The sequence below is a fragment of the Chroococcidiopsis sp. SAG 2025 genome, assembly GCF_032860985.1.
Classification (GTDB): Bacteria; Cyanobacteriota; Cyanobacteriia; order Cyanobacteriales; family Chroococcidiopsidaceae; genus Chroococcidiopsis.
Window position 1 is genome coordinate 826798 of sequence record NZ_JAOCNC010000001.1, and the last position, 23210, is coordinate 850007.

The 23210-nt window shown below is 43.6% G+C and carries 24 protein-coding genes; 14 read left to right on the plus strand and 10 right to left on the minus strand.

Going from position 1 to position 23210, the window contains the following annotated elements; translation table 11 throughout:
- Positions 1–67 precede the first annotated feature (67 nt).
- The 3 genes from N4J56_RS04015 to N4J56_RS04025 all read left to right on the plus strand — a co-directional run bounded on the left by N4J56_RS04015 (position 68) and on the right by N4J56_RS04025 (position 2676).
- Complete coding sequence (locus N4J56_RS04015) at positions 68–784, plus strand: Coq4 family protein (RefSeq protein ID WP_317105263.1); 717 nt, start codon at positions 68–70, stop codon at positions 782–784.
- Between the two features lie 246 nt (positions 785–1030).
- Positions 1031–1240 (plus strand): hypothetical protein, encoded by a 210-nt coding sequence (locus tag N4J56_RS04020; protein WP_317105264.1) that lies wholly within the window; start codon positions 1031–1033, stop codon positions 1238–1240.
- Between the two features lie 143 nt (positions 1241–1383).
- A complete protein-coding gene (locus tag N4J56_RS04025; protein WP_317105265.1) occupies positions 1384–2676 on the plus strand; it encodes a glutamate-cysteine ligase family protein in 1293 nt (430 codons plus the stop codon).
- A 42-nt stretch (positions 2677–2718) separates the two neighbouring features.
- Here N4J56_RS04025 and N4J56_RS04030 read toward each other — a convergent pair whose 3' ends face one another.
- Positions 2719–2913 (minus strand): hypothetical protein, encoded by a 195-nt coding sequence (locus tag N4J56_RS04030; protein ID WP_317105266.1) that lies wholly within the window; start codon positions 2911–2913, stop codon positions 2719–2721.
- A complete protein-coding gene (locus N4J56_RS04035; protein ID WP_317105267.1) occupies positions 2904–3824 on the minus strand; it encodes a LysR family transcriptional regulator in 921 nt (306 codons plus the stop codon). The genes N4J56_RS04030 and N4J56_RS04035 overlap by 10 nt, the downstream gene beginning before the upstream one ends.
- A 350-nt stretch (positions 3825–4174) precedes the next feature.
- Here N4J56_RS04035 and N4J56_RS04040 point away from each other — a divergent pair, with 350 nt between their 5' ends.
- From N4J56_RS04040 to N4J56_RS04050, 3 genes are all read left to right on the plus strand, one after another.
- On the plus strand, positions 4175–4462 hold the full coding sequence (locus N4J56_RS04040; protein WP_317105268.1) for a hypothetical protein: 288 nt from the start codon (positions 4175–4177) through the stop codon (positions 4460–4462).
- A gap of 35 nt (positions 4463–4497) precedes the next feature.
- On the plus strand, positions 4498–4665 hold the full coding sequence (locus tag N4J56_RS04045; RefSeq protein ID WP_317105269.1) for a hypothetical protein: 168 nt from the start codon (positions 4498–4500) through the stop codon (positions 4663–4665).
- A gap of 252 nt (positions 4666–4917) precedes the next feature.
- Complete coding sequence (locus tag N4J56_RS04050) at positions 4918–5190, plus strand: hypothetical protein (protein WP_317105270.1); 273 nt, start codon at positions 4918–4920, stop codon at positions 5188–5190.
- Between the two features lie 2 nt (positions 5191–5192).
- Here the strand turns inward: N4J56_RS04050 and N4J56_RS04055 are convergent, their stop codons facing one another.
- Positions 5193–5855: a class I SAM-dependent methyltransferase gene (locus N4J56_RS04055; RefSeq protein ID WP_317105271.1), complete on the minus strand. Its 663-nt coding sequence runs from the start codon at positions 5853–5855 to the stop codon at positions 5193–5195.
- Between the two features lie 98 nt (positions 5856–5953).
- On the opposite strand from N4J56_RS04055, the gene N4J56_RS04060 reads away from it, so the two are divergent.
- Both N4J56_RS04060 and N4J56_RS04065 read left to right on the plus strand, forming a co-directional pair.
- The gene (locus N4J56_RS04060) at positions 5954–6382 is read left to right on the plus strand and encodes a hypothetical protein (protein WP_317105272.1); all 429 of its coding nucleotides are present in this window, start codon (positions 5954–5956) and stop codon (positions 6380–6382) included.
- A 226-nt stretch (positions 6383–6608) separates the two neighbouring features.
- On the plus strand, positions 6609–7235 hold the full coding sequence (locus tag N4J56_RS04065) for an SAM-dependent methyltransferase (protein WP_039715449.1): 627 nt from the start codon (positions 6609–6611) through the stop codon (positions 7233–7235).
- Here N4J56_RS04065 and N4J56_RS04070 read toward each other — a convergent pair.
- The 5 genes from N4J56_RS04070 to N4J56_RS04090 form a co-directional block, all read right to left on the minus strand.
- Positions 7232–7837, minus strand: a complete 606-nt coding sequence (locus tag N4J56_RS04070; RefSeq protein ID WP_317110570.1) for a GNAT family N-acetyltransferase — start codon at positions 7835–7837, stop codon at positions 7232–7234. The two genes, N4J56_RS04065 and N4J56_RS04070, sit on opposite strands and share 4 nt — an antisense overlap.
- A 118-nt stretch (positions 7838–7955) precedes the next feature.
- The gene (locus N4J56_RS04075; RefSeq protein ID WP_317105273.1) at positions 7956–8834 is read right to left on the minus strand and encodes an SMP-30/gluconolactonase/LRE family protein; all 879 of its coding nucleotides are present in this window, start codon (positions 8832–8834) and stop codon (positions 7956–7958) included.
- A 102-nt stretch (positions 8835–8936) separates the two neighbouring features.
- Entirely contained in the window at positions 8937–9983 is a 1047-nt protein-coding gene (locus N4J56_RS04080) for an adenosine deaminase (protein WP_317105274.1), read from the minus strand.
- A 166-nt stretch (positions 9984–10149) separates the two neighbouring features.
- Entirely contained in the window at positions 10150–10578 is a 429-nt protein-coding gene (locus tag N4J56_RS04085; RefSeq protein WP_317105275.1) for a response regulator, read from the minus strand.
- A gap of 151 nt (positions 10579–10729) precedes the next feature.
- Positions 10730–12850, minus strand: coding sequence for a sensor histidine kinase (locus N4J56_RS04090; protein WP_317105276.1), 2121 nt, complete (start codon positions 12848–12850; stop codon positions 10730–10732).
- A gap of 427 nt (positions 12851–13277) precedes the next feature.
- Here N4J56_RS04090 and N4J56_RS04095 point away from each other — a divergent pair, with 427 nt between their 5' ends.
- Both N4J56_RS04095 and N4J56_RS04100 read left to right on the plus strand, forming a co-directional pair.
- The gene (locus tag N4J56_RS04095) at positions 13278–14024 is read left to right on the plus strand and encodes a RibD family protein (RefSeq protein ID WP_317105277.1); all 747 of its coding nucleotides are present in this window, start codon (positions 13278–13280) and stop codon (positions 14022–14024) included.
- Positions 14025–14147: 123 nt separating this feature from the next.
- Positions 14148–15341 (plus strand): GNAT family N-acetyltransferase, encoded by a 1194-nt coding sequence (locus N4J56_RS04100; protein WP_317105278.1) that lies wholly within the window; start codon positions 14148–14150, stop codon positions 15339–15341.
- A gap of 105 nt (positions 15342–15446) precedes the next feature.
- Here the strand turns inward: N4J56_RS04100 and glf are convergent, their stop codons facing one another.
- Both glf and N4J56_RS04110 read right to left on the minus strand, forming a co-directional pair.
- Positions 15447–16586: a UDP-galactopyranose mutase gene (glf, locus tag N4J56_RS04105; RefSeq protein ID WP_317105279.1), complete on the minus strand. Its 1140-nt coding sequence runs from the start codon at positions 16584–16586 to the stop codon at positions 15447–15449.
- 147 nt (positions 16587–16733) lie between these two features.
- Positions 16734–17723 (minus strand): glycosyltransferase family 2 protein, encoded by a 990-nt coding sequence (locus N4J56_RS04110; protein ID WP_317105280.1) that lies wholly within the window; start codon positions 17721–17723, stop codon positions 16734–16736.
- A gap of 593 nt (positions 17724–18316) precedes the next feature.
- Here N4J56_RS04110 and N4J56_RS04115 point away from each other — a divergent pair.
- The 4 genes from N4J56_RS04115 to N4J56_RS04130 all read left to right on the plus strand — a co-directional run bounded on the left by N4J56_RS04115 (position 18317) and on the right by N4J56_RS04130 (position 23198).
- Positions 18317–19390, plus strand: coding sequence for a glycosyltransferase family 2 protein (locus N4J56_RS04115; RefSeq protein WP_410500297.1), 1074 nt, complete (start codon positions 18317–18319; stop codon positions 19388–19390).
- A gap of 94 nt (positions 19391–19484) precedes the next feature.
- On the plus strand, positions 19485–20330 hold the full coding sequence (locus tag N4J56_RS04120; protein WP_410500416.1) for an ABC transporter permease: 846 nt from the start codon (positions 19485–19487) through the stop codon (positions 20328–20330).
- Positions 20330–21625 carry a polysaccharide ABC transporter ATP-binding protein gene (locus tag N4J56_RS04125; RefSeq protein WP_317105284.1) on the plus strand — a complete coding sequence of 432 codons (1296 nt, stop codon included), beginning with the start codon at positions 20330–20332 and terminating at the stop codon, positions 21623–21625. The genes N4J56_RS04120 and N4J56_RS04125 overlap by 1 nt, the downstream gene beginning before the upstream one ends.
- Before the next feature lie 70 nt (positions 21626–21695).
- Positions 21696–23198 carry a glycosyltransferase gene (locus N4J56_RS04130; protein ID WP_317105285.1) on the plus strand — a complete coding sequence of 501 codons (1503 nt, stop codon included), beginning with the start codon at positions 21696–21698 and terminating at the stop codon, positions 23196–23198.
- Positions 23199–23210 lie beyond the last annotated feature (12 nt).

Genomic DNA, 23210 nt, shown 5'->3' on the forward strand with positions numbered 1-23210 from the left:
ATATGAGCATCGATCATATTTTACTGTAGAGACGTTATATGTAACGCCTCCACAAGGAGACACAACTATGCAATCTCTCGGTTCTCGAACCTGGAAAAGTATTTCGCGTCACTTGGGCATTCCACAAGGCTTTAACCTGCGATTTCTCAAGGCAGTGAAAGCTTTCTTCTTCTTGCTTTTTGAGCCAGAAAATTTAGATACTGTTGACGAATTAAGTCACGCCTTAATCCGCAGCCGTGCCTTTGAGTTAGCAGCAGAGGCAATGAAGGCAAATCCAGAAGTAGCAGCAATGTTAGAAGAACGCTACATTGCTCCAGCTCACGATCTGGAAGCACTGTTGCAATATCCCCAAGATTCTCTTGGCTATGCCTACGCTTCTAGCTTGAAACAGCAAGGGTTCGATCGCATCGATCCCGAAGTGCAAATAGATGCCGATACCAGCTACATCGAATATCGTTGGCAGCAGACTCACGATATTTGGCACGTTATTACAGGTTTTGGTACATCAGAAATTGCTGAAATTGGTTTGCAAGCATTCTACTTGGCACAATTTCGGTTGCCTTTGGCTGGTATGTTGATTGCCAATGCTTTAGTTAGTACCATACTGATGTATCCAGAGGAACTACCCCAATTACTCCAAGCCATCGCTCAAGGTTGGGAAATGGGTATGTCTGCAAAACCCTTTATTGCTCAAAAATGGGAAGAGGCTTGGGAAAAACCTGTATCGCAGTGGCGACGGGAATTAAACGTACAAGCGATCGCTTTTGCAGTACCTTTTTCATAACGAACGTTCGATATTATATGATGGTGATGCCAAGTTGCGTTCAAAGTAAGATTTTGTGTCACGCAAAGACGCAAAGACAAGAAGACAAGAAGACAAGAAGACGCACGAGCTTGGGTGTTCTGTCTGCGATTGCCACTTGGTGTAAGTATGCCAAGATCGTACTTTGATTTCACGCTTCGCGCAGGCACATTATAGTTTTCGACTTTTGACTTCTGACTTTTGACTTTTGCTTTCTCAATCACACCAATGCCAAACCAATTTTGTCCGTTGTGGTTTCGACTGTTGAGAAAAACCTATCCCTGGCTACCTCTAGCTGCTACGATTTGGCGAATTGCCTTTAAAAGTAGCCAAAGACAGCGAGAACAAATACGTTTTTGGTTGTTAGTTGTCAAAATTGATTTTGCCAATTTAATCGCACTAGCGATCGATATTTGCCAGCCGGAATATTGGTCTTAACATCATTGAGCGCGTTAAATTTACGCCGTAAGAGAGATATTTTAGCTCGGTAGCCAAAGTCTATCTCTTAGATACTTTAAATTATCAGCGAGCGTGAAATCATTGCAGTAGAGGTGGAAAACTAAATTGCAGAGATTTTAGCCATGACAGAAGCAATACGGCGACTCGGATTTGAACAAGAGTTTTTCCTCGTCGATCGAACTGGGGCAATTTCTCATCGTGCCGATGAGTTTTTATCGCGCTGTCAGGCGATCGCAACTGAAAAAGGCAGCAATTCAGATTGTTTTGCACCGGAATGGGTTAAGCATATTGTTGAAATTAATACAAACCCGGTCAATTCAGTTACTGAACTCGCTCAAGAGTATTTAAGTAATCTGCAAATAGCAATCCAGGCGGGGCAAGAATTGGATTTGAGACTCTATCCCTTGTCTACTTATCCCTTGCATGTCATGCCGATAATTCGTAATAAGCTATGGTATCACGTTCAACTGCGTACCGTAGGTTACGATCGCTTCTTACACGCAGGCAGGTGTACGGGTACGCACATACATTTAGAAGTATCGCCAGGGGCGATCGATCCGCGCATAGGGGTATCTTACAACGCTACTCCAGCAGCCCAAGCGGAAATCCTGAATCTCTTCAATCTAGCTACAGCTTTAGACGCTGCACTCATCGCACTTTCCCGCGCTTGTCCGTTTTACGAAGGAAGGGGAATGAATGTTTCAGCACATACCGTACATTACCGAGGACGAGATATTTTCGGCTGGGAAGGAGTTTACACCCATCTACAAGCAGTGGGAGGACTTCAGCCTTACGTTCACAACATTGAAGAATTAGTCGAGTTACAGTTTTCACGCTACCATGCTTGGTTATCAGCAATGGATCGCGCTGGGGTAGAACGCCACCTGTTTTTTGAGGCGGGAGGTAGCTTGTTAAAAACGGCATGGAACCGCGTCCGACTTAACAAGATTGGGACGATCGAATTGCGCGGTACGGACAGTAACTATCCCGATCGCATATTGGCGATCGCAACTTTAGTGAGTAACGCTGGTGCGAGAGTCAGACGCGAGAATTTAACCGTCAGACCAAAAGCAGGCGTTAAAACTTTTCAATTAAATGGCGATCGGTTAGACGTACCAGAATTTGAATATTTAGATAACGACTTGCTCTATGCAGCCGTAACCGAAGGAGTGAAAAATCGGGAAGTTAAAGATTATCTCGACTCCATATTTGAATTTGCGACTCAAGACGGTGAAGGAATAAATTTTTTGACGAAGATGCGTTCCGATCTCGGTGAATATCAAACTACAGAAGCGGAACTTTTGCAAGAATTCCAACCCCCTACAGGCGAAATTTCTCCAGATGAAGGATTGAGACTTGTACGTCAGTCGTGCGACAAGTTAGAGCAACAAGTTTTTAGTGTTATTGGTCATTAGTCATCGATCATTGGTCATTGATAGTTAACGGTAAACGCTGCGCTACACTCCGTGAAGACGGTTGACGGTTAATGGTTGACTGATAACTGATAACCAATCGCTTTGTACAGATGTGAGATGCAACGTCTCCACACTGATAACTGTACGGGCGGGTTTAGCAAATAGATTGACAACCAAAGCTCTAAATTTTTGGTCAAAACCCGCCCCTACGATAACTGATAACTGAATTACGCACATTTCATCGGAGGAGATGCGACACCGCGTAGCACGTCTAAAAAGGAAAACACGGCTGGAGTTAGCAGCGTATTTGCTAGCACAGCTACTCCAATGATTCTTTCTAATGGTACTGGCAAACTACACGCATGTACGGCTGATGGGATGGGTTCTGCTGCTAGCCGTGGCATAATTGTTGCGCCTAAACCTTGTAATACCATGCTGACAACAGTAGAGTCTTCGTTAACTTGGTAAGCAACCTGATTATCGATCCGAATACCTGCGCTTAGCAGGTGGTTGCGGAGCGTGGCAAAACACGCATTATTGGTACTAGGAACAATTAAAGGATAAGCAAATAATTCTTCCCAAGTACACTGATTCTGCCGCAAATTAGCAGATGGTGGTAGTAGAGCGACATATTCATCCCGCAAAATTTCCCAAGTCTCAAATTCCGCACTGGTAGGAAGGTGGGTAAAGCCTACATCAGCTTGACCTTCCCGCAAAGCTTTTTCTACATCCAAGTGGTCGAAATGTTCTAAGATGTCGATCGCAATTCCTGGACTACGACGGCGAAATTGGGCGATCGCAGACGGTAAGATATGGGTGGCTGCACTCCGTATACAAGCAACTCTGACAGTGCCACTCTGCAAGCTTTTTTCTGATTTGGCTGCTGCAACCATCTCTTCTAACAGCTGCAAGATTTGCCGAGCGTATTCAATTACCTGTTCTCCTACAGGTGTGGGAGCTGCGCCTTGCCGACTGCGAGAGAATAATAAGATTCCTAGTTCATCTTCTAGTGATGCGATCGCGTGGCTGACTGCTGATTGAGACAAATCTAAACGTAAAGCTGCTTCACTAAAATTACCGTATTCGGCTACTGCCAACAATGCTCGCAGTTGGGAGAGTTTGATCTGACTATTGCTAAGCTCAAGCATGGCTCCAATAATAAACGATTTGAGAATTTAGCTCTAACATAAAATCTTTCAATAAGCTTGAGCGACTATAAGTCGCAGCTACACAAACCAAGTCCGCGCAGGCGGACTTAGGGAAGATAGTGTATTTCAACCTACGCAGGTAGGTTTTGTCTATGTAGTCGCGATTTCTAATCGCCATCTGCAAGATATAAGTTTAAGCTACTACCCATTCATAACTTACCTTATTTTCGATCTATCGATTTTATTCATACAACTATGCATAGATTGCTTTGTCATCAGAATTAGTAGTTGTTAGATTAGATTTGTGCCGCAAAGCAAAGACTTATTTTTACTTTCAATTACCTCAAACTATGAAAGCTAATTGCGATTACTTAATCTCTCCTACAAATGAAACAATCGACTGCAAATCTCAAACTAAATTTATTGTTGCACAGCCAAGAGACTACGCCAAAATTACCAGATTTTTGCAGCAATTATTTACTTGGTTATTTCAAGGCAATGAACTACAAGTAAAGCAACGCCGCGATCGCCAAGGCAATACGTGGTGGCAAGCATTTGACCCAACAACAAATCAGTCTGTAAGTTTTGGTTCTGAAGCCGAAATGCGTTCTTGGATCGAGCAAAGATATTACCGTTAATTTTGTCAAAACTGTAATTCATTTAGGAGAAAAACATGAGAGACACTTCTTGTCAACACACCGATCGCGCACCTGCCAGCTACAGACAGCAAGCCTACAATATTGCTAAAAAAAGCTATCATTCCGTGCGGCATCTCATTATCGAATTCTGGAGATTCAGCAACTATTATGCAGAATATAAAGCCAGAATGAGAGGACAATAAAAGCGCGATCGCACTAAAAATAGATCTTATAACCCCCTTTTTAAGCTTTTTCAAAGGGGGTTATCAATTTTTACCGTTTTACCGAAGAAGCAGAAATAAGAAAGTTTAAATTTAACTCTTAAAAAATTATAAAGCCCGACCGCATGACGAATTGCTTCAACTAAAATCATTAGGAAATTTCCGTACTACAAAAGCATCTTGTAGATTACACTTAAGAATAGACTTAACGAAGTTGGTAACTTATCTATATTTATGGTACTTAACACCTCTAAGTTTCAGCAGGCGATCGAAACGGTAGACGCTTTATCAATCGACGAGCAAGCAGTGTTGCTAGAAATTCTTCACAAAAGACTTTTACAACAACAGCACGAGCAACTGTTACAGGAAGCCATAGCAGCAGAACAAGATGACGCTCAGGGGAATGTAAAGCGTGATTCAGCCGGAGACTTTTTAGTAGAAGTGGACAATTTTTTACTGAAGATTGCGCCTAGAAGCAGATCTGAAAAGGCTGAATCTCCTGCCTGAAGCTATCGCTTCAATGCTAAAGTCAATCCATCAGCAATTGGTACTAAACTTAAAAATACCCTTTCATCAAGATGCAATTTCTCATTGAGCGCCCGAATTGCTTGAGTACTTCGATTTTGAACTTGAGGATTAGCAACATCTCCCCCCCAGAGAACGTTATCAATTGCAATTAAACCACCAGGACGCACTAACTGAAGCGATCGCTCGTAATAGCAGTCATAGTTTTCTTTATCTGCATCGATAAAAGCAAAATCAAAAGTTTCCGATTGTCCCGATGCCAATAATCGATCTAGTGTTTCTAGTGCTGGTGCTAAGTGCAAATCTATTTTGTTAGCAACTCCAGCATGCTGCCAATAACGCCGCGCTATATTTGTGTATTCTTTACTCACATCGCAAGCAACTATCTTACCATTAGCAGGCAGTGCTAGAGCCACAGATAAAGAACTATAACCCGTAAATACCCCTATTTCTAAAGTTTTTTTTGCTCCTAACAATTGAACTAGTAAAGCCATAAATTGACCTTGTTCGGGAGCAATTTGCATCATGGCTGCGGGATAATTAGCTGTTTCTTGACGCAACTGATATAAAACTTCTGATTCCCGTAGAGAAATAGATAGAAAGTAATCGTAGAGGCGCTCGTCTAAACCAAGAGATTTTTTTTGCATAATTGACTGCTCGATAGAGTCATCCACAGCTTATACTAACTCTAGAAAGTTCCATACACCTTAGTTGCTGTCTCTTGTCGCCCACGAATGCAAGTTCTATGTGCCGAAAACTACCGCTCGTTTTAATTGGAATCTTGCTAATATTGCTGACAGCATGTAGCAGCACGCCAATCGTAGTACCGAACGAGCGACTGGTACAAAAAGCTTTAGAAGTTCAGTTATCTCAATTGCAACAACAAATAAGCCAGAAACTCCAACTGTCTACACCACTTAAACTAGAAATCGATCGCCTGCGAATACAAGAACAGCAACAACTCAAAATCGGTAACTTACCAGCATATCGAATTATCGGAACTTACGATCGCACCTTACAAATCTCTCAACGACGGACAACGCAAGAAAATAATCCATTCGAGGTCTATTTACAACTTCAGAAAGAGGGGAAAACCTGGCGTTTAGCAATTCCTCAAACTACTGATGAAGATAAAATTCAATCTTGGCGTACTTATTTAATTGATGGTTGGTAGTTGATAGTTGATAGTTGGTAGTTGGTGGAAGTTGTGATTCTTAAATTTTAACTTCTGACTTTTAGTCACCAGCTACTCATCAAAAACCTTGTTCGCGCAGTGTAGCGGAGCGTTTGCCAACACTAACAACAGTCAATTGTCTTCTGACTTACGACTTACGACTTACAACTTACGACTTATAACATGGCATTATGTTATACGGAAACGGCTACAGGAAAGGAAAATAATGCGCCGACAACGCTTGTTCCTACTACCGATCGCCTGCATTGGTATAGTTGGCTTAGGAATAACTGGTTACAGTCTCACTACCCAGACTAACGCTCACACTCAAACAATTGCTCAAGATACGCAAGCACCACTCCGCGAACCAGATGTCGTCTACGTACCTACACCCCAAGAGACGGTAGACGAAATGCTCAAAGTTGCTAAGGTGACTAAAAATGATACGCTCTACGACCTTGGTAGTGGCGACGGACGCATCCCAATTACTGCTGTACAAAAATATCAAGTGAAAAAGGCAGTTGGGATAGACATCAACCCAGAACGGATTAAAGAAGCAAAGGAAAACGCGAAAAAGGCAGGCGTAACAGACCGCGTGACGTTTCTCAATCAAGACCTGTTTAAAAGCGACTTCAGCGATGCAACTGTCGTGACGCTTTATTTGTTACCCGAACTTAATGTTAAGCTGAGACCGCAGCTATTCAAACAGCTCAAACCTGGCACTCGTATTGTGTCTCATGCGTTTGATATGGGCGATTGGAAACCAGAAAAAACCTTGCAGACTCCTGGTGGTTCTACAATTTATTACTGGGTAATTCCTAAAGAGATTCCTAAGAATTTAGGTGACGGTTAAATTGAAATATAGGGTGCGCTGACAGCGCACCCCGAAGGATTTCTCAAACTATACTTCATCACCTCGCGATCGATTTCTGGGTGAACGTACTTCAATTCAAACTTTAACCCTGCTTTTTCCATCACGCGGGTAGAAGCTCGATTTTCTGCCAGCGCAGAAGACACGATACATTGAGTTCCTAATTCAGCAAAGCCTTTTGAGACAAGTTCGCGAGAACCTTCAGTGGCGTAGCCTTTACCCCAAGAAACTCGACGCAAGCGATAACCTAATTCAATTTCATCAGCATGAAATAATCCTGAATCAACATTAAACTGACTATCTAATGCTGGTCGTAAATGAAACCAACCGATGAATTCTTGACTAGATTTTTCAATAGCTGCCCAAAATCCATAACCTGGATATTGTTGATAATATTGCATCCACTTTGGTAAAATATTGTTTTGATATTTTTCATAACTTTTCTCTAGAGGCTCACCACCTTTGATAATGCCCAGATCTACATAACGAATCACTTCAATATCGCTATCTAAATCTAATAATTTTTGAGCATCATCCGGCTTAAACTGGCGGAGAATTAGTCTAGGAGTTTCCAAGAAAATCATTCCTATAGGATTCATATTTGATTTTGAAATATAAGTAAAGTGCGTTAAGTCAAAAAAATTTCAGCATAGGCAGGTATTGCCTACCTACTATAAAAGCAATAACGAAACTATAGAAATTTCACCATCGCCGCACTGCGCCTGCAACTAATAATTCAATTCGATACAAAGCGTGTTCGCTCGTCATAAATAAAGTTTTACCATCTTCCTCACCAAAGGCGAAATTAGAAATCGCGCTTGGGGTCAAAATTTTGCCGAGTAATAGACCTGTAGGAGAAAAAATATGTACGCCATCGCCGCAACCTGCATAAATATTGCCATTGGCATCTACATCAACACCATCAGCCCCCCAATCATTGTTATCAATTTGACAGAGTTTTTCTCCAGCCGAAAGAGTTCCATCTGAGTTAATAGTAAAAATCCAAATATAGCGATCGCCTGCCGCTGAGTTACCTACATATAGCTTGGTTTCATCTGGAGAAAAAGCAATGCCATTCGGCATACTCAAATCTTTAACAACCACTGTTAATTCTTGTGTTTTCAGAGCGTAGCGAAATACACCATTAAAGTCGATTTCCTGAGTTCTATCGCCCAAACCATAAGGTGGATCGGTAAACCAGATCGTCCCATCCGATTTAATTTCCAAGTCATTCGGTGAATTGAACTGCTGACCTTGAAAGCGATCGCATAAAATTGTCCGGCGATCGTCTTTATCTGTAATACTTATTGCCCGCGTTTCGTGTTCGCAAGTATAAAGATTACCCACAGAATCAAGCACATTGCCATTTGGCTGATAACTGGGTTTGCGGTAAGTTTGCAATCCTTGAGTTTCACTCCAAGATTTATGTTCGTTTGCCCCAGTATCGCTAAAAATCAGTTGTTGATGTTGCTTATCCCAAACTGGTCCTTCGCCAAATAGCATTCCATCAGCAAGTTGTATCAGTTCGGTATTGGCTGCTAATATGTTTGCAATTCCAGTATTTTGGTTATTAGGGTTCATATTAGAGAGTAGAGAGTAGTGAGTAGTGGCTAGACATAAAAATCCACCTACTTATCAACTACCATCTACCAATTACCAATTACCATCTACCGTCTACCAATCTTAATCTTGCATTGCCAGCACTCCAGTTGATAATGATGGCTTGAGTAATCCATTGAGTAAAGACGCTGGGCGATCGCCATAGGGCCAAGCAAAGGCATGGCGGAAGGCTGCATCTTGACAAGCTTGCAATTCGTCAAAGTCAATAATATCCAGCGTCAGCAGATTTTCGTACTCAAATGGCAACCGGACGTTGTGCAATCCGGCGTTATCCGTGCAGATGGCAATATCTACTCCAGCATCCAAACAACGGTCAAATACCAACTTCAACTGGCGCATGTCCTGTAGGGTTCCCGTCTTTAAATAAGTTGTAGGGCAAACCTCTAAACATTGCTGTCTGCTGGCTAAATCTGGTAACAGTTCGGGATGCAGCAGGGGAATTTGGATACCGTGACCGATCCGCATCAGATAGGGCAATAATTCAGGATAACAACCTGCGGGAGTTTCATATAAGTGTCCCGTGGTATTTAAACCAAGCGATCGCGCGTAGGCATACAATTGCACGAACTCTTCTAGGCGTTCTGCATAATGTCCATCACCACCAGCGACATCCACAGCACAAACATATTCTCGTTTTTGGGCAGCCAAGTCCACAATTGCCCGATTTACCTCATAGGGTAGCCGCGAATGCATACACAAAATTTGGCTAGTGACAATCGGATATTCGGAAAGTTGGCTTGCTTTGCCTACCACGTCAACAATCTCCGCCATCTGTTCGATCCGTTGGGATTGAGTTAAATGCCCTGACGTGCGTAAATATGGCGTGTAGCGAATTTCTAAGTACGCCAAATTTTCAAAAATATACGCCCCACGAATCAAGCGATAGACAAAGTAAGGCAAAGTCTCAATCGTTTGCACGCTCTCAACTAAAGTGTGCAATTCTAAATACTCGTCCAACGTGTTGCGGGGACGGGTATAGAAATCTTCAAACGCAGCATAGTCAGCAAACCGCTCGATTTTGTCGTCAGCGTGACGCTGGAAGTAGCGCCAGAGAACGCGAGGCACGACCGAACCCCCCAAGTGGCGGTGCAATTCAGCGTATAGAGCCACAATACCTCTCTTAATTATTCTTAATAATATCTATGGTTACTATCAAAGATAGCAATTTTGTCCAGCAGTCGGAAGTTTGCTGGAATACTAGGAAGAAGTCGTAAGTCGCAATTACTAGCCACTAGCCACTGGTTCCACTAGCCACTGATAGTTGACTGTGCAGGGTTTACGGTAGCCTCACGATGGTGAACCAAAAGTTTTCAATCGACTGCACGATTTTGACAAAGCGGTCAAAGCTAACTGGCTTAGTAATGTAGCAATTGGCGTTGAGGTTGTAAGCGTTGAGTATGTCTGCCTCAGCTTGAGAAGCTGTCAGCACGATCGCAGGAATGCGCTTGAGGTTGGGGTCTGCTTTAATCTCTGCTAGCACTTCTCGCCCATCCTTTTTAGGCAGATTGAGATCGAGCAAGATTATATCTGGATGTTTTGCGCTAGTATACTTTCCCTCTTTTCGCAAGAATGCTAATGCTTCTACACCGTCCTCAACTACGTGCAAGTTTACAGACATTTTGCTTTCTTCTAAAGCCAATTTAGTTAACTGCACGTCACCAGAGTTATCCTCTACCAACAAAATCTCAATTGGTACAAATAGCACAGTAGAATTTACCAGAATTCATAAATTAACAACTGCTCCCTTTCCCCTACTCCCGTACGGGCGGGTTTATTGGTCCAATTCTGGGGCGTTTCAGGAACATCCTGTCAAAACCCGCCCCGACGACTCCCGACTCCCGGTTCCCGACTCCCTATCAAAGACAAGTCACACCACTACCATTAATGTTTTCCTCAACTTGTAGACTTTTGACAGAGCTAATGGAGTTTAGTCTTTTGGATTCTTCTATAATTCTCTCTCTCAAGTCATCCTCCAGTAAAGCTCTCTGTTCGTTTAAATCAAAATTGTTGTCGTTGGTGGAGTGCGATCGCTCTGATAGCTGGGTCTCCAAGCTGGGAGGAGACGGCAAAGGATCGACTAATGGTAAGCTAATTTCTACAGTAGTCCCTAGACCGATACCAGGGCTACTGAGGGCAATGCGACCCCCCATTAATTCAATTAAATTGCGGGAAATTGCCAATCCTAAGCCAGTCCCGCCTAGCTTGCGGGTAGTAGTACCATCTACCATGACAAAGGGACGAAAGAGCTTGTGTTGCTGAGCCGGATCGATTCCCAGTCCCGTATCCTCTACAGCCACAGTGACCCAAAATGTAGTACTGCCATCTTGTACGGGTTGGGCAGTAATTTCTAGTTTGATGCTGATGCTGCCGCGATCGGTGAACTTGACAGCGTTACCTATAACATTGATCAGCACTTGCTTAAGTTTGGCAGCATCGGCATGAACTAGTAGCGGTTCTTGCCACTCTGTAGCGATCAATTGCAGCCCTTTTTGCTGGATTTGTACCTTTTGCAGGTCGATCGCTTCTCGCAAAACTTGCCGTAAATCCAGCGCTTCTGTAACGACTGAGAGTTTACCAGCTTCAATTCTGGCAATGTCGAGCAAATCGTTAATAATACCTAATAAGTGAATAGCTGCCTCATCAGCCCGTGCCAAAAACTCTAGTTCTTCGCTGCGATCGTCGCAGCAGCCATCGCGGACGAGGCGAATACATCCGATGATGGCATTGAGAGGGGTGCGTAACTCGTGGGAAGTATTGGCTAAGAATTCACTTTTCATCTGGTTGGAAGCCTGGGCTTCTTGCCAAGCGGTTTCTAATTCTGCTGCCGAAGCATTTAGCCGTCCTAGCATTGCTTCCAAGGCTTCTGCTAGCTGTTCTACCTCGCGTACTTTGAAATTGTGCGGGACTCGCTCGGCAGCGTGGTGGCTTTGTAGGTTGAGGGCGTAGTCCCGTAGTTTTTCTAAAGGTCTTGCTAAATCGCGGATGATATGTAGTGCGGCGATTAAGGTCGCTACTAACAAGCCGATGGTCAGTACGACAAGGATAACTTTAATTTCTTGCAGTCCGTAGAGGGCATGATCCAGACGGGTAACGGCTAAAATCAGCCAGTATCCGTTGGCTCGATCGATCGGACTGGGAATGACGTTATAGCCAGCTAGCAGGTCGGGACCGTTTCGATCGAACGACAAGTGGAGAAAATCTTGGCGCGTGCGTCCGGCGATCGCATTTTTGAGCAGATGTTGTAGTTGTCCTGCATCTTGCTCTTGCGCGACGTTGCGTCCAATGCGGTTAGCCATTGGGTGGGCTAAGATCGTGCCGTTGCGATCGATCACGACGGTGGAGCCAGCCAGCAATCCTGGTCGATCTCGTTCTCTTTTGTGCAGTGCCGATAGTACGTTGAGGCTGTAGGTCAATCGCCCGCTACTGTTGTACACGGGAGCCGATAGAACTAATTGTAGTTGTCCCAGAGAGCGTTGAGGATCTAGCGATGCGGATAGCTGTAGCGATCGCCGCGCCTCAATTTCGACGAGTGGCTGGACGCGAATCAAAGGCGAGATTTTTTGATTTTGCTGCTGTTGCCAAGCGGGATCGGCTTTAGCAGAAGCAATTCGAGTATTACCACAAGTACTGGCTACCAAATTACCCGTGCCGATCTCACTCACCTGCAAGCACTGAGTATTTGGCAGCGTTGACGCTAACTGTTGGAGAAACTCCCGAGCCTGTGCAGGCGAACCAGTTCGGATGACGGTGGTTTGACTTGCCAGCAGCAGATTTGATTTCAGTGCCGCGATCGCGTTGCTGATATTTTCTCCCTTGTTCACCGCACTTTCAGTTAAATTCCAGCGCGCAGTTTCTAGCAAGCTAGAACGTGCTTTCCTGAAAGTCACCGCTTCCCCAATCAACAATACTGGTACGGTCAGCAGCAGTATTCTTGCAAGTAAGATACGACGAAATGAGGATTGACTGGGCTTAGCCATGGAAGCTCCCTCAAAATAGATGCAAGACCCTCTAGTAATAGCTTGCTAGCAAACAGATTAGTTTTAGCATTTAAATACCATTAAACGCGATCGCTGCCAAGCAAATTCTGTCAAAATCTTTGTCTGATTTAACAAATCATACAAAACAAAGTTCGAGATTTACGGATGCCAAGCTCAATTGCGTTCTTGATGTTTTCGACATTTTCACAGCGTATCTAAAAGCTCTAGCTGCTACCATATATGTTGTATAAAAAGATTCGTTGGTTAATCATAAGAAATGTTTTATCTTTAAACATTAACTCAAAATTAATTAAAGTGTGACTTTTTACGCTAAAACTTCCGGCAGATTTTGCCAGCGCAGAGACAGTGTTTTCTACTACTGTATGGTTGCCAACACGCTCGATCGTTTAAAACTAGGTAGCAGCTCGTGGATCGATCTCGAAGTCGTCCCCATACAACAGTTATCTTGGCAATGAGTGCCGATGGTAAGATTGCCGATGCGAGGCGATCGCCTGCTCGCTTTTCCTCCCAGCGCGATCGATTCCATCTCGAACAACAAATAGCTGCTGCCGATGCCACACTATTCGGGGCTGGTACGCTTCGCGCTTACGGCACAACCTTAAGCGTAACTAGTGCTAAATTACTGCATCAAAGACTACAGAATCATCAAAAATCGCAACCAATTCAGATCCTGGCTTCTGCTAGTGCCAAGATCGATCCTCAGTGGCGATTTTTTCGCCAACCCGTACCTCGTTGGTTGATCGCATCTGCGGCTGGGGCAAAGTCTTGGCAGGGGCGATCGGAATTTGAGAAAGTGATTGTGGGGGAGCAGGGAGTACTTAGCAGGGAGCAGGGAGCAGAGGGGCAGACGGAGAAAAACAACTGTCAACCAAGAATTGACTGGACATTTGCTTTAGAGCAGTTATTCTCTTTGGGAATCAAACGCTTAGCCGTTCTCGGTGGGGGTGAGTTGGTGGCAGCGATGCTAGCAGTCGATTTAATCGATGAGATGTGGTTGACTGTCTGTCCTTTACTTTTGGGGGGGACAAACGCCCCTAGCCCAGTGGCAGGGATGGGTTTCCCAGAAAATTTAGCGCCACGACTGGAACTGTTATCAGCTCAAGTTGAAGCACAAGAAGTATTTCTCCACTATCGCCTGCACCGATCGCAATAGTTAGATTAACTTAAGTAACAGTTATCAGTGACTAGTGGCTAGTGGCTAGTGACTGGAATTGCCCCTCTGCCCCTCTGCCCCTCTGCTCCCTGTTCCCTACTCCCTACTCCCTACTCCCTAACAATGGTGGAACTACTTAAACCACAATATTCTGTTGCCTGGACGAATAAGATTGCTGAAATTCCCCAGTTGGCATGGGATGCTTTGGCATTACCTCTAGCAACTCCGTTTCTGGAGTGGGAATGGTTGAATAATCTAGAAACTTCTGGTAGTGCTACGGCTAGGGCTGGATGGCTGCCCAATCATTTAACCATATGGCGCGATCGCACGCTGGTTGCAGCTGCCCCGATGTACCTGAAAGGTCACAGTCAAGGTGAGTTTGTCTTCGACCACCAATGGGCAGATCTGGCACAGAGGATCGGTGTAGAGTACTATCCAAAACTCTTAGGCATGACACCTTTTACCCCTGCTGAAGGCTATCGGTTTTTGGTTGCGCCAGGGGAAGATGAGGATGAAATGACGGCGTTGATGGTGAGTGCAATCGACCATTTTTGCGATCGCCACAATATTTCTGGGTGTCATTTTCTCTATGTCGATCCTGCATGGCGACCCACATTAGAACGACACGGATTTACAACGTGGTTGCACCACAGCTATGTCTGGCAAAATCTCGGTTTTGCAACTTTTGACGATTATCTCGGAGTCTTCAACGCCAACCAACGCCGCAATATTAAGCGCGAACGCAAAGCCATAGCAAATGCAGGCTTAGAATTGGTGACTCATACGGGAGATGAAATCCATAAGTCTTTATTTCCGCAGATGTATCATTTTTATGCCGATACCTGTGATAAATTCGGCTGGTGGGGTAGCAAGTATTTGACCAAGAAGTTTTTCGAGCAGTTGCACGCCCGTTATCGCCATCGCGTGTTGTTTGTGGCGGCTTACCATGCAGGAGATCGAGCAGGAGACAAACGCCAGCCGATGGGTATGTCGTTTTGTTTAACGAAGGGCGATCGCCTCTACGGTCGTTATTGGGGCAGTTTTCAAGAAATTGATTGCCTGCACTTCGAGGCGTGCTACTATAAGCCGATTGAATGGGCGATCGCCAATGGTATTCAAACTTTCGATCCTGGCGCGGGGGGAAGGCATAAAAAACGGCGCGGTTTCCCTGCTACTGTCAATCACAGCTTACATCGGTTTTATCATCGACGGTTGGCGCAAATTTTAACTTCCTACATTCGTGAGGTCAATGAGTTAGAACGGCAAGAAATCGAGGTAATTAATGCTGAATTACCCTACAATCGGCGAGATACGTAGCAGGTGGTTGATAGAACCAGATTTTTGTTTCCGTCTAGTCACGAATAAATTTGTAGGGACGTTACATGTAACGTCCCTACACTGATAACTGACAACTGACAACTGCTAACCTACCTGAACCAGTTTTTGGTCTAGTTCCGGCGATCGTCTATTCCCAGTCTCCTTGAGCTTTTTGTAGATTGTCAGAGCCTGAGCGACGACTTGATCCATGTTGTAATACTTGTAGGTTGCTAACCTGCCGACAAAATGCACCCCGGAAGTTGCGTCAGCGAGTGCCTGATATTTTTTGTAGAGTGCAGTATTTTCCGATCGCGGTACGGGATAATATGGATCGCCTTCGGCGCGTGGGTACTCGTAGACAATACTCGTTTTGGGATGCTCTTGTCCGGTTAAGTATTTGAATTCTGTAACCCGCGTATATAGGTGTTCGTTAGGATAGTTGACTACGGCAACTGGCTGATGCACGGGCGTATTCACGGTTTCGTGCTGAAATTCCAAAGAGCGGTAAGGAAGCTTACCGTAACGGTAATCGAAGAATAAATCGATGGGACCTGTATAAATCATCTCGCAATACGGTATCGTCCCCACAATTTCCCGATAGTCAGTTTGGAGCATGATTTTGATATTCGGGTGAGATAGCATATTCTCGAACATTCGAGTATAACCATGCAGGGGCATTGCTTGATATGTATCCGTAAAATAGCGATTGTCGCGGTTCGTGCGGGTAGGTACGCGGGCAGTCACCGATCGATCGAGTTCTGATGGATCGATGTCCCATTGCTTGCGCGTGTAGTTGCGGAAGAATTTTTCGTAGAGTTCCCTGCCAACCTTATTAACTACCACATCTTCAGAAGTTAGGATACGCTCTTTTGGCTCAGCCACCGAAGCGAAAAACTCTTCTAGCTGGAATGAGGTTAAATTGAGTCCGTAAAGTCGGTTAATCGTGTCGAGATTGATGGGAATTGGCACGAGTTGTCCGTCAACACTGGCAAGAACGCGGTGTTCGTAAGAACGCCATTGAGTAAAGTGCGAAAGATACTCGAAAACTTCGCGAGAGTTGGTGTGAAAGATGTGGGGACCGTACCTGTGTATGAGGATACCTGCTTCGTTATAGCAATCGTAAGCATTTCCACCGATGTGCGATCGCGTATCGATAATTAAAATCTTTTTTCCTAACTGACTTGCTAACCTTTCAGCCAGGACGCTGCCAGCAAATCCCGCTCCTACAATTAAGTAATCGAACATTCAAGCACTCCTTGTTTCGATTTTTTCGAGTCATCTACGAAAGCATGAATCGCTAAATAAAAGCTTGTTTAAGGAATCATTGTTCGAGTACTGAGTTTGATATTTTACTTTTGAAGTACGTCTTTTTGACTTCAGTTGACTAAAATATCAGAGTTTTTTTTCATATAAAATTTTAGGCTTATTGTTATCAAAATAACCCTTGAGACCATCCTGGTAAGCTTCAGTGAGAAATTGTAGGCGCTTAAACTTGCGATCGTCAAAGAGCAAAATAGCAATCAGAGAGCGGCAATAGTATTTAATCGTTCTCAAATAAAATCTTGTTTTACTGGCATAGTTTTTTCTTAACCAAATTGCATTTCTGGTCTCAAAATAAGTCAGCCATATTCTGCTATATTTGGTTCTATAAGAAATTTTGCCTAAAAAATGTTTGACAATCGCTCCCGGATCGCCAGCTTCTTTGTGAAGAATAATACTATCAGTAATTAACAATATCTTGCCTGCTTTATTTAATCTAAGACAGTACTCTAAATCGTCACCCCTAATAAAAAATTCTTTATTAGGAAAGCCCACTTCCTCAATCGCTTTTTTACTAACTAAAATGCCCACAAAAGAACTAAAGGCTATCTCTAAGGCTTGATGTTTTTTTACTAAATCGTTTTCTATCTTTTTATGAATTTCAATATCAAAATCAAAATTATTTTGATGAGTCTGGCGATCGAAAAAGCCTAGATGGGGATGTAATATTTCACCTTCTAAGTCAATTTTGAGATTCGCTAAAGCACTCACATCAGGCTCATCTAGATAATGACTTAGCTTTTCTAAAGCATCTATTTCAGGTTCGGCATCGTCATCCATCAACCACAGCCAATCGTAACCTGCTTCATATCCATACTTTACACCTTGGTAAAATCCACCTGCGCCGCCAGTGTTTTCTGGTAAGCGGATGTAATCGATGAGCTGATTTGCCAGATATCCTTCTGCCTTCAGAAAATCAGGTGTGTTATCGGTAGATCCATTGTCTACAAGGATAATTTTGTCTGGCAAGCGCGTTCCAGTCAGTAATGCATCCAGGCATTCTATTAAAAGTTTCTTTCGGTTATAGGTGACGACTACAACAGCGATTGTTGCTTCAATCATTGTCACTTCCTAGTTTCTATGAGTTGATTTGAAATTTCTCGATCGATCCAAGCTAGAAGGAAAATAAAAGTGAAAATACAAGCGATCGCCAAGAGGTAATCCCTCATAGGATAATATACAACAGGCAGGATTCAACTCTTTAGAAAACAGACTAGCAGCATAATAGTAATTTCTGCAACAATACTTGGGAGACACCAAAAATATAGCCAAAAACGCTCAAATACATTCGTTGCCACTCATGTAGTATGCAAAGTCACCCTTCAAATGACAAAATCGTACACTGCAACTTTTCCCAAGGATATACCACTTTTGGTAGAAGCGGTGCTTGCATTTGTATATTGGATGACACTTGAGTCGATCGTGAAAAAACTCTCATGAAACATTCATCTACACTTCATAAAATCCCTGTATCGTATAAATGTTTTATGAATTACTGTCAAATACATGACTCTGTATAACTATTACCCCTATGACGCTACGCGGATTAGCGTATGGTATTGGTGTTAGTAGCCTAATTCTGCAATCTTATGTAAGTATTTGCAAGTAGACAGACTTGTAAACGATTGATTTTTTTATAGATAACAGGGTTGTAAATGGACGTATCAAAGATGGCAGAACCACAAGTCACGATCGTAGTCGTACCACGCGAACGTTTCAGTCTAACTCAAAAATCCCTTGAAAGTATTTATGAGAACACCACAATCCCTTTCAAGTTGATTTATGTAGATGGTGGCTCCCCTGCGCGTATCCGAGATTACTTAGCAGCTCAAGCCCGCGAGAAAAATTTCCAACTGATTCGTACCGATTATTACCCTTCACCAAATTATGCTAGAAATCTAGGTTTAGCCCAGGTCAATACAGAATACGTTGTCTTCATGGATAACGATGTTGTCGTTGCTCCGAATTGGCTGAATAATTTGGTTCGATGCGCTGAGGAAACGGGAGCTGCGGTAGTTAGTCCCCTCGTGTGCCAAGGTCAAGCTTTACACGAAATCGTACATTGTGCAGGTGGAGAATCTGCGGTGATTGAAGAAAACAAGGGCGATCGCCCGACTCGGCGCTTGCACGATAAAATCTACAAGCAAGGTAAGCGCGTAGCAGATTTAGGCGACTTCTTGCAACGACAGCCAACTGGTTTGGCAGAGTTTCATTGCATGATGGTACGCACGGCGATAATTGAAAAAATCGGTGGTCAACTCGATGCCGCGATGATGAACACAAAGGAACATGTAGACTTTTGTGTAGCGGTATCTGAGGCTGGAGGTTCCATCTACTTAGAGCCAACATCCCTCGTCACCTACATTAACGGGATGCCGCTGGAATTGTCCGAAATTCCTTTCTACATGGTACGTTGGAGCGATGCTTGGGGTACGACTAGCTTAAACCGCTTGCGCGAAAAGTGGAATCTGACCGAGAACAACTACCACAAAAATTGGTATCGCAGTTGGTCGGAATATTTAACCGGAAGACGCAGGGTATTTATTATTAGACCGCTGCTGAATAAATATTATGTCTTTGGTAGGGGCAAGACTCGACTAGAAAATATGTTAGTGCGGATGGAGAAAAGGCTGAACCGTTATCTCACCGATCGCCATACTCGCAAACATCCGCAAGAAGTACAACAGCAGCCTGCTAAGTCGTTGCCGAAAACTCCAGTATCAGCATAATAAGGTAGCAGTAGGGTGGGCATTGCTCACCCTACCAAACTTTGGAAGAAGGATAAACCACTTGAAGCAAAAGAGAAATCTCAATTCAAATCCGATGCCGTTTGAAGTGGTGTATACGCCTGAAAGCTTATTAAGGCATCCGATTCAGTTGTTTAAGCAAATGGGACGAGACTTACTCGCTTCTCGCGAACTAGCATGGCGGCTGATGGTGCGAGATATTAGCGCTCAGTACCGTCAGTCGTTTCTGGGTGTGATTTGGGCTTTTTTGCCTCCAATTGTGATGGCAGCAGGATTTACGCTCGCTAGTGATGCAGGTGCGATCGCAGTTGAAGCTACAGATTTACCATATCCAGCTTATGTCATGTTCAGTACGGCGTTGTGGCAAACTTTTGTGGAAGCGCTCAACGGTCCAGTGCAAGCGGTAACAGTAGCTAAGCCGATGCTAGCTAAGGTGAATTTTCCCCGAGAAGCGATCGTTTTGGCAAAGTTAGGTGAGGTCTTTTTCAACTTCGCGATCAAGCTGATTTTAATTGTGGGATTGTTTATTTGGTTTCGAGTTCCGGTCAGTTGGACGGTAATTTTGGCTCCAGTGGCGCTGATTCATTTGATTTTATTCGGTACATTTATCGGTGTTTTATTAGCGCCGTTGGGGATTTTATACCAGGATGTATCAAAAGGACTGACCATGATTACGGGGTTTTGGCTGTTCTTAACTCCAGTAGTCTATCCCGTTCCTGGCGAAGGAACGTTTGGATTTCTAGTGCGGCTGAATCCCGTGACTCCTCTACTCGTAACGACGAGGGAACTAGCAACGACGGGAGTTATCTCAGACCCGGCGGGATTTTGGATCGCAAGTATTATTACTCTAGTTGGCTTATTATTAACCTGGGTGGCATTTCGCCTCGCCATGCCTTTCGTGATTGAAAGGGTGAGTTCCTAATGACTGAATTAGTAGATCGAGAAATTGCTATTCAATCTCAAGATTCTGAAGTCGTTATTTCGGTAGAAAATGTCTCAAAAAAGTTTTGTCGAGACTTAAGGCGATCGCTATTTTATGGTGTCCGAGATATCGCCACGGAGCTAATAGGTGGGAAGAGAAAAGAAACGCTACGTAACCAAGAATTTTGGGCGTTGAAAGATGTTAATTTCGAGCTGCGTCGGGGGCAAGCACTAGGCTTAGTTGGGGCAAATGGAGCCGGAAAAAGCACGCTATTACGGATTATTAGCGGTCTGATTAAGCCAGATATTGGTACTGTCAGACTTAAGGGTAGGGTGGCTCCACTGATTGCTTTAGGAGCAGGTTTTAATCCGCTCCTAACGGGGCGAGAAAACATCTATGCCAATATGTCAATTTTAGGATTATCAACCAAAGAAATCGAAGCCAGATTTCAAGAGGTAATAGACTTTGCGGAAATTTGGGATGCGATTGACGCACCCGTGCAAAATTATAGTTCGGGAATGGCAGCGCGGTTAGGGTTTGCCTGCGCAATTCATACAGAACCGGAAATTTTATTAATTGATGAAGTCTTGGCTGTAGGAGATATCAAATTTAAAGCCAAATGTTATCGCAAACTACACCAGCTACGCCAGCAGGGAACATCTTTTGTTTTAGTCAATCATAATCCCCAAGCAATTTTAAATGTATGTGACTCGGCAATTTACCTAGTAAAAGGTGAATTGATTGCGTCTGGCGATACGGAAACAGTTATCGAAAAGTATGAAGAAGATTTGTTTCTAGACAGTAAGAAAGCAACTGCACAAGTCATGTATTTGCCAGAAAAATCTGCTAGTGAAAGTTTTGGCTTAGACATCACTCATCTATTTTTTCGAGACGTTGAAGGCAAGATTCTAGAATCGCTTAAAAGTGGCGAACTTGCTTCCTTTTGTGTCGGCTGTAAAGCTCATCAAAAGTTCGATAATGTGACATTGCATTTAAAAATCACAGAATTAGGCGGGGAAGGTGGTACGGGAGCAGTTTTATTTTTAAGTGGCGAAAATGATGAGAAGTTCTTTGAAGTTGTACCAGGAAAACATGAAATTCAATTGCAAATGCCTTATTTAGGTTTAGCCCCTGGAACTTATACAATGAGCGTTAAACTCAAACAAAGTTCTATCTATACTTTCGATGTCTTTGAGTCTTTTCGATTTAGCGTTAAATCGGATGGAACGATGAGTCAATGTAAGTTTTATCAACCGCGATCGTGGCAAATCGTTAGTGACGATCACGCTGAGTGAAGATTGAAAATAGCGTTTGCTGCTACATAATCGGTTTTCAATTATCAGTTTTCAATCGGGAAAACTTAAGATGTCATACAGAGTACTTCATTATAACTGGGCTGCCTACTTTCAGAAACCTACTCTTGGGGGAGGCGTATCTATTTATTGTAAAAATTTAATTGACTATACAACTCAAATAGATAATTGGCACGTCACCTTTCTGTATTCTGGAACCGATTACAGTTACTTTAATAAACGTCCTCATATCAAAACGATTCGCAACCAAAATCATCCCCACGTACCTACTTTTTCACTTGTTAATTCACCAATTATTGCACCTTCTCACTTCGCTTTTGACGATCCATTAGGCAACGTTAAACAACCTGCTTTGGAAAAATGCTTTCAAGAGTTTTTAGACACGCAAGCACCTTTCTCTATCATTCACTTTCACAATTTGGAGGGCATAACCGCTAATTGCCTCAAAATAGCCAAAGAAAGTGGTGCTAAAGTCGTGTTTAGTTTGCATAATTATTGGGCTGTTTGTCCACAAGTTAATTTGTGGAGATTAGAACAGAGCCATTGTGACGATAATTTAGACGGACGAGCCTGCCTTGCCTGTTTGCCTATACCGCCAAATTCAGAGCGAGAATTGGCAATGAGGAGATTAGAATTTTTAGGCAACTCGCTCGATTTGAAAGGGCGATCGCTCCCTTTAAACTTGTTAAAAAAACTCGTTGCTATTTTCTACAAAATTCAACGACCGCTGGTCGTGCAGACGCGATCGCCCCTACTCAAAACACTAGAACTTAAAGGTTCAAATCTGCCTCAGCAAGCCGAAGCGTATCAATTTCGACGGCAGGAGATCGTCTCTCTGATTAATCGTTATGTTGATGTGGCGCTGTCTGTTTCCGATCGCACTGCTGCAATTTATCGGCACTATGGGGTCGATCCGGCACGGTTGAGTACGCAGTACATCGGTAGTAAAGCCACGCAGTTTCCAGTCCCGCCGCATAACCCAGCAGTATACTCTCCAGGGCAGCCCTTTCGATGCGTTTACATGGGAGTACCGAGAAAAGATAAAGGATTTTACTTCCTATTGGAAGAATTACGTTGCCTATCAGCAGCAGAATTAAGCACGTTAGAACTCGTTGTCGCTAGTAAAATCGCAGATCGCACCGAGTTAGACTTGGCAATGCAGCAGAAAGGACCATTGCTCTCTTTAGCTCAGTCTTTGCATCGATTAATTTACCATCCCGGTTACTCTCACGAAAATCTTCCTAAAATCTTAGATGGCATCCACTTGGGAATTGTCCCGCCACTATGGGAAGATAATCTGCCACAAGTTACTTTTGAACTTTTAGCTTGTCGCGTACCCGTACTTTGCTCGAATCGAGGCGGCGCGCAAGAATTTGTGCGGCATCCGGCTTTCATTTTCGACCCAGGCAAAAAAGGAGACTTTCAGCAGAAACTCTCAACTATTCGCGAGAACCCGCACTTATTAACCGAGTTTTGGCAAAAGGCGCAAACGGTGCGATCGCTAGAACAACATTTTCAAGAATTAATTGAAGTTTACGCTGGCTGTGGTAACTGAGGATAGATAAAC